Origin of the sequence: Haladaptatus sp. (genome assembly GCF_049589095.1) — an archaeon.
Taxonomy (GTDB): domain Archaea; phylum Halobacteriota; class Halobacteria; order Halobacteriales; family Haladaptataceae; genus Haladaptatus.
In genome coordinates, this window is sequence record NZ_JBAWAC010000077.1 from 1 (window position 1) to 6,591 (window position 6,591).

General features: G+C 60.3%; 10 protein-coding genes. 6 read left to right on the forward strand and 4 right to left on the reverse strand.

The window, feature by feature from the left end; genetic code table 11:
- Positions 1 to 428: 428 nt before the first annotated feature.
- The 4 genes from WBV42_RS02725 to WBV42_RS02740 are packed head-to-tail and all read left to right on the forward strand — an operon-like array spanning position 429 to position 2,040.
- A complete protein-coding gene (locus WBV42_RS02725) occupies positions 429 to 704 on the forward strand; it encodes a 4a-hydroxytetrahydrobiopterin dehydratase (protein WP_066140800.1) in 276 nt (91 codons plus the stop codon).
- Complete coding sequence (gene lwrS / locus WBV42_RS02730; RefSeq protein WP_423984675.1) at positions 704 to 1,075, forward strand: LWR-salt protein; 372 nt, start codon at positions 704 to 706, stop codon at positions 1,073 to 1,075. The genes WBV42_RS02725 and lwrS overlap by 1 nt, the downstream gene beginning before the upstream one ends.
- 38 nt (positions 1,076 to 1,113) lie before the next feature.
- The gene (locus WBV42_RS02735) at positions 1,114 to 1,587 is read left to right on the forward strand and encodes a pyruvoyl-dependent arginine decarboxylase (protein ID WP_423984676.1); all 474 of its coding nucleotides are present in this window, start codon (positions 1,114 to 1,116) and stop codon (positions 1,585 to 1,587) included.
- Between the two features lie 57 nt (positions 1,588 to 1,644).
- On the forward strand, positions 1,645 to 2,040 hold the full coding sequence (locus WBV42_RS02740) for a DUF5811 family protein (RefSeq protein ID WP_066140809.1): 396 nt from the start codon (positions 1,645 to 1,647) through the stop codon (positions 2,038 to 2,040).
- On the opposite strand, the gene WBV42_RS02745 is transcribed toward WBV42_RS02740, so the two are convergent.
- Both WBV42_RS02745 and infB read right to left on the reverse strand, forming a co-directional pair.
- Positions 2,021 to 2,242 carry a hypothetical protein gene (locus tag WBV42_RS02745; protein ID WP_423984677.1) on the reverse strand — a complete coding sequence of 74 codons (222 nt, stop codon included), beginning with the start codon at positions 2,240 to 2,242 and terminating at the stop codon, positions 2,021 to 2,023. The two genes, WBV42_RS02740 and WBV42_RS02745, sit on opposite strands and share 20 nt — an antisense overlap.
- 79 nt (positions 2,243 to 2,321) lie before the next feature.
- Positions 2,322 to 4,127, reverse strand: coding sequence for a translation initiation factor IF-2 (gene infB, locus WBV42_RS02750; protein ID WP_423984678.1), 1,806 nt, complete (start codon positions 4,125 to 4,127; stop codon positions 2,322 to 2,324).
- Between the two features lie 159 nt (positions 4,128 to 4,286).
- On the opposite strand from infB, the gene WBV42_RS02755 reads away from it, so the two are divergent.
- Both WBV42_RS02755 and WBV42_RS02760 read left to right on the forward strand, forming a co-directional pair.
- Complete coding sequence (locus tag WBV42_RS02755; RefSeq protein WP_066140814.1) at positions 4,287 to 4,532, forward strand: PRC-barrel domain-containing protein; 246 nt, start codon at positions 4,287 to 4,289, stop codon at positions 4,530 to 4,532.
- Complete coding sequence (locus tag WBV42_RS02760; RefSeq protein WP_423984679.1) at positions 4,533 to 4,991, forward strand: NOB1 family endonuclease; 459 nt, start codon at positions 4,533 to 4,535, stop codon at positions 4,989 to 4,991. It begins immediately after the preceding gene.
- A gap of 4 nt (positions 4,992 to 4,995) precedes the next feature.
- Here WBV42_RS02760 and WBV42_RS02765 read toward each other — a convergent pair whose 3' ends face one another.
- Positions 4,996 to 5,754, reverse strand: a complete 759-nt coding sequence (locus WBV42_RS02765) for a lysostaphin resistance A-like protein (protein WP_423984680.1) — start codon at positions 5,752 to 5,754, stop codon at positions 4,996 to 4,998.
- A 40-nt stretch (positions 5,755 to 5,794) separates the two neighbouring features.
- Positions 5,795 to 6,487: a BGTF surface domain-containing protein gene (locus WBV42_RS02770; RefSeq protein ID WP_423984681.1), complete on the reverse strand. Its 693-nt coding sequence runs from the start codon at positions 6,485 to 6,487 to the stop codon at positions 5,795 to 5,797.
- Positions 6,488 to 6,591: the final 104 nt, after the last annotated feature.

Genomic DNA, 6,591 nt, shown 5'->3' on the forward strand with positions numbered 1-6,591 from the left:
TTAGAAGCGAACAGTGGATTTTCTCTCTCGAATCAGCATACGACACAACTGCCGGAAACGGCCGGTGACACAACCGCCAGAAACCGAATCGACACAACCGACAGTTGCTAGCATCTCCACCGGAAGACCTGCGGTCTTTCGAACCATCGAGATCGCGCCGCGATTTTGAGACGCCAGAAAATCTCCGATTTTCCGGGCCGACGACCCCCCGAAGAGGGGTGAGGAAGTCTTCTCGAACGGAGTGAGAGGAGGCCAGAAAGTCGCATGCCCGCGCAGCACCGCGAGCAGGAACGTCTTTCGTGGCTTTTGGTCCGGATTTTGCCAGGGAAGCGCCCAACCCCCGCGCGATTCGCGCGGGGGTGGGTTAACTGACAGCAGCAAAAGCTGGGGCGAGAGGCTTTATTTACACCCCTGTCGTGAGGCGACGTATGGCAAGCTTGCTCTCGGATGACGAGGTGGAGAATCGAAAACCGAGCGACTGGGAGCGTGACGGTGACGAAATCGTTCGCACCTACGAGTTCGACGACTACTTGGACGGCGTCGCGTTCGCGTCCGAAGTCGGGGAGGTTGCCGAGGAGGAGTTCCACCATCCCGAAATGATAATCGGCTACAAGGAAGTCGAGGTTCGGCTGACCAGCCACGAGGAGGGTGGAATTACGGACCAAGACGTCGAGATGGCCGAGCGCTTCGACGACCTGCGCTGATGGACGCTCGCTACGTGTTCGCGGTTCGGTTCCGCCTCGAACCGGACGTTTCTGGAGTCTCGCTCGAACCCCAGGAGTTCGAAACGCGACTCTTTCGTCGTGCCGACCCACCCGGTGAGGACGGATGGCGGTTCTTCCGGGACAACCTCTGGCGCGGGGACGTCGGCGACGAACGCTACTTCAGGAAGCTGACGAGCGAGGCGCTCGGCGTCCCCGTGACGAACGTCGAGTACCGCGCCTTCGAAACCGACGAGGAGTACTACGACGCGTTGAAGGCGGAAATCGCGGCGGATTTGGCGACGTTCAAGGCGGATTCGGTGTCGGAAGTGATATCGAAATACCTCGGGAGTTCGGTCGAAGTCGAACGCTAATCGACAGACCCTTTCCCGCGACGGACCGACCACCGACCATGAGCACGATTCGGGTCGTCTGGGGAACCGCGAGCGGACCGACGAAGATGTCGTCGTACGACGCCGCACTGGCCGAAGCCAACGTCCACAACTACAATCTCGTCTCGGTATCGTCGGTCATCCCCGCCGACACGTCGGTCGAAGCAGTCGGTACCGCGCCCGACCTCGGCCCTGCCGGAAATCGTTTGACCGTCGTGGAAGCGCGGGCGACGCGCCCGGGGCCGGGTCATGTCTCCGCCGGACTCGGATGGAGCGAAAGCGACGGCGCAGGGCTGTTCTACGAAGCGTCAGGCGACACCGACGCGACGGAAATCGAGGAACGGGTCCGCGCCGGATTGGAAGCGGGCCGTGCCCTGCGTGACTGGGAGTTCTCCGACGAGACGACGAAAGTCGTCACCGCGGACGCCGAATCGGGGACGTACGTCACAGCCGTCGTCCTCGCGGTGTACGGGCAGAGCGAGCCGATTTGTTAGTTTCCGGGGGCGACGGGTTTATACCGTGCTCTAACTTATCAGAGGGTAGTTGACCGCATGAATGGAAATACTCCCTACGCTGGCATTCCCGACGTGACGCAGGCCGGACAGCGCGCGTCCGTGGATGTCGAAGAACTCACTCCAAAACAGCGCCGCCTTCTGCGGGACAGCGTCTCCGATATCGCCACTTTGACCCGTAAATATCTCCCCGAAGAGTACATCATCGGCTCGCAGGTGACGAACAGTATGACCGGACCGCAGGCGTCGGTGTCGGTGCAACCGCCCGTCGGTCACATCGTCAGCGCCGGGTTCGAACCGGAGCGAGACGAACTCGACGACGAGGAACTCATCGGCGAGGAAGAACGCGACGAAGTCGCTCGCGGCCTCGCGGCCAGCGCCGCGCTGCAAGTGAAACAGGCCATCGAGGACCAAGTCACACCGACCGCCCGCTAGGCGGCCGGTTGAACATCGCGTCGCCGAGCACGAGCGCCGACACGATTCCTGCAGCAGTTATTCCTGCGTGAGACGGAACCGGAAGGAGGACTTCAGCGACCGCTCCGACGAGCAACACGGCCGGTAAGGCGAACAGAACGATGTCGTAGTACGAAATCGACCAGCGAGCGATACGACTCTGGAACTTTTCCTGTATACTCACTATGCATCCCTCCGGGAGAGTGTATTACTGCCGAAAACTAAAACGTAACTCTTTGGTCGAAATCGACCGCGTTGAACCCTTACTTGCCCCAGAACGGGTCGCGCTTTCGTTGTTTGTCGAGGTACATCTGCAACGCTTCGAGTTCGTCGGCCGGGATGTCGTCCGAGAGCTCCTGTTCCAAAATCTTGGCGTGTTTTTCGGGGAGGTCGATCCACAACTCGTCACCCTCGTCTATCTGCCTGCCGACGGTCGGTCCGTCGATGGCGACGCTGACTCGGCTTCCGGCGCGCGCCTCGTCCACGTCCTCGCCCTGTTCTTGGATGCCTTTGATGCTACCGACGCGTTTCGGCTCGTTGGCTTCGAACTTGGCGACGAAGGAGTTGTTCCGCACTGTTCCCGACATGACTTCCACACCGACGACGGCGGGGTCGTTCTGTCGGAAGACGTGGTCTTCGAGGATACGGAAGCGGGCCGGGCGGGTGATGTTGTCGAGGACGGTCTGTTGTTGGGCACGCTCCATCTCGTCCACGTACTCCTCGTACTCCTCGATGAGTTGGTAGATCACGTCGCTGTCGAACATCCGAACGTCCCGCTGGTCGGCCTCGTCGGCGGCTTCGGCGAGCGTGTCCACGTTGAACGCCAGGATCGTCCGGTGTTTCTGCTCGTCGGCGGTCGTCGCAAAGCGAATGTCGCGCGGTGCAACGTCGCCGACTTCCGCACGCATGACGGGGATCTCTTCCTCTTCGAGCGTGCTCACGATGGCCTCGAGGCTTCCGAGGGTATCGGCTTTCACCGTGATCCCTTCCTCTTGGGTTGTGACTTCGACCTCGGCCAATTCGGCTTGCACCTCGGCGATGACGTCGTCGATCTCACGGTCACGGACGACCCTGACCGGTGCCCCGGCCATCGCGTCGTCGAGGTCGGGTGCGGCGATCTTCACCCCTGATGCCGCCGCGATGGAATCGACCTTCTCGAATCTGTCCTCGGTTCGGATTTCGGCGAGCGGTCGCGGCTTCAACAAGGCACGGACGTCCGTCACGATGGGTTCGTTCTTCCCGCCGACGACGATGGTTTCGTCGGCGTGGATAGTACCGTCGTACAAAACCACGTCGATGGTGGTCCCGAACCCTTTCTCTTCTTTGACTTCGAGGACGGTTCCGGCACCCGGTCCGGTCACGTCGATTTCCATGTCCTCGCGCATGTAGCGCTGGGCCAGCCCCATCAACACCGTGAGTACGTCCGGGACGCCTTCGCCCGTTTCCGCACTGACGGGGACGACGCCAATGTTGTTCTGGAAGTTCTGCACGCGCCAGTAGAGGTCGGCCGAAAATCCCGCGTCGCTGAGTTCGCCGATCAGTTCGTAGAGGCTTCCGTCGAGGGTCGAGCGCGCACGGTCGCTTTGGGCCTCGTACGTTTGCTGCACTGGCGCATCGGTTTGGGGGTTCCACCCCGGCGTCGTGTCGATCTTGTTCGCCGCGACGACGAACGGCGTCTGTGACTGTTTGAGGATGTTGATGGCCTCCTCGGTCTGTGGCTGAAAGCCGTCGTTGACGTCCACGACGAGGATGGCGATATCCGCGAGCGCGCCGCCGCGCGACCGAAGGGTCGTGAACGAGTGGTGTCCCGGGGTGTCGATGAACAGTAGCCCCGGCAGGTCGAAGTCGTCCGGGTTGACCAGTTTCCCGGCGACTTTCGACACCACGTCGAGTGGCACGGCCGTCGCGCCGATGTGTTGTGTAATCGCTCCCGCCTCACCCTCAATGACCGTCGAGCCTCGAATCTTGTCGAGCAGGCTGGTCTTGCCGTGGTCGACGTGACCGAGGACTGCGACGATGGGAGTCCTGAGGGATTGAGTTTCCGTTTCGTGTGTATCTGTGTCCGACATACCTACCACCCGGGAGAAGTTCTTATCACAGAACAGCCCCGCACGGCATTTAACTCCATCGCCACGCCTGTGCGGCCTTCGAACTCCATTCATCCGAATTCGTCGGGAGGCAAGTCCTCCCCGTGGAGTTTATGTAGTAGCGCTCGGTAATCACCTCGTATGCCGAGCATACTCGCTGAAAACCTCTCGGGGAAGGCCGTCATGGGTTCTGACGGTACGGAACTGGGAATGCTCTACAACATCACCATGAACCTGAAGACGGGGGGGCTGTCGAGTCTCGTCGTCGAACCCGACGAACAGCTCGACACCGACACCGTGAACCTCGACATGAACGAGGACGGTCATTTCGAACTGCCCGTAAACCGAGTGCAGGCGGTCAAAGATTACATCGTCGTTCAGCGGTAAATGTACATCCTAGATTCCTCAGCGTTTATCAACGAGTACCACACCACCCAACAGACCGCGTCAATTCCGATGGTTCAGGAGGAACTGGAGGGTGAACACGCCTTCCGGTTCGATGCGATGGAGGGTTCGGGAATGCACATTCACATTCCGAGAGACGACGCCGTCGAGAAAGTCCAGCGCGCGGCGGATCACACGGGCGACTTGAACGTGCTCTCGGACACGGACATCCGGCTCATCGCGTCCGCGTTCGAACTCGACGGAACGCTCGTTACCGACGACTACGCGATGCAGAACGTCGCCGACCGACTCGACGTTTCCGTCGAAGTCATCGCACAGGACGGTATCGAGGAACAACGAAACTGGTCGTTCCAGTGTGCAGGCTGTGGTCGGGAGTTCGACGAGAAGAAAGAGCGCTGCCCGATCTGTGGCAGCCCTCTCACGCGGAAAAACCCGAACTGACTCGTTAGCTCGTGAACTGGAGGTACATCGTGGCGAAAGCGATGGCATCGAACGTGCCGTGAACGAGCGCAGACGCGGTGAGGTTCTCCGTTTTGAGATACACCGTCCCGAGTACGAGCGAGAGGAGGAAGATCGTGGCGAGTGTCCCTCCCAGTTGTGCAGGCGTCGACCCCGAACTGTACACGAAGACGTGTGCGAGCGCGAAGATCACGCTCGCGACCACGACGGCACCGTAGCCGGAAAACGTATCGTACAGCGATTTTTGAATGATGTTCCGGTACAACAGCTCCTCACACGGCCCGATGATGAGCCACGAGAGCGGGATGAAAAGGAGGAGTATCTCCGGATTACCGCTGTTCGCCGTCCGTTCGACGCTGTGGCTCGCCTCTTGAACCCCGAACAGCGACAGGAGCGCGGACCCGAGATACATCAGTAGAAATATCGCCACGATCCCCGCGAGGACGTAGCCGAGATCATGCCTACTCGGAACCTCGAAATCGACGTAATCGAGTCCACGTTTGGCGATGACGGCCAGTGCTATCGTCCCGGTTCCGAGTCCGAGCGAAACGATGCTCAGCGCGGATTGTACCATCACGCCGACGCTTGTTCCCCCTGCCAGGGCGACTAGCACGGTCGCCCAGAGGGAGATAGCAAAGAGACCAAGCGCCCCGAGGGCACCGCTTCGGAGCACCGCTTGCACCATCCGAGCGTGTGAGGGGTGGTTCGAGGACTCGCCCGAACTCGTCGCGGTACCGTCTTCCATGTGAAAAACTAGGAGTTGGGTCGTAAATGTGCTCCGACCGCTATGCGTTTCGACGGACGAGACCGATTCCGACGAGCGCGAACAGCGCGATCACGATTCCGAATCCCGGCTGACCGTCGCTCGCCGTCCGTTCGTTCGCCATCGTTTCGGTCACGGAATCCGTGTCGGTGGTGTTGTTTATCGCTCGGTTGGTCGACGTGGTGCTCGACGTGGTCGATGCCATCGTCGCGTCCGTCCGTGTCGTCGCCGTCGTCGAGGTCGTCGTGGCTGTCGTGTTCCTCGTGGTTGTCGAACCGGTGGTCGATTTCCCCGGTCGCTGGAGGACCCCGTCGGCAGTCGCCAGCACGTCGATTTCCGTCGAGTTGTTCCGTGGTAAACCGACGGAGACGCCGAACTCCGTGCCGGGTTCGTATTCGCTGAAGTTGAACGAGGCGTTGAAGCTGCCGTTCGGTTGCACGGTCACCGAATCGGACATGAAGAACTGCTTCGTGGCGTGGACTTGCACTTCGAGATTCGTCCCGGGATCGAGCGTGGTGTTCCCGCGGACCGTCTGATTGGACGCAGCGTCGAGGGAGATCGAATCCCCTTCGTGCCGGATCGAAATGGAACTGTTGTTTGCCGGTGTTTTGTCGTGGTTAAACGGCGTGCTCTCCGCCAAATCGGGGGTGTTCCGTCCGTGGGCCGTCGTCACACCCGTGACGAGCGAGAGAGTGAGAAATGCCACGAGTGCCATACAGAGTGATTTTCGTCTGTTCATGCTGGAAACGCGCCATTCGGGAGACGACGCAGTTGATGTCGAATGAAAATTCGCGGTCCGGTATATGCTTTGTGAACGCG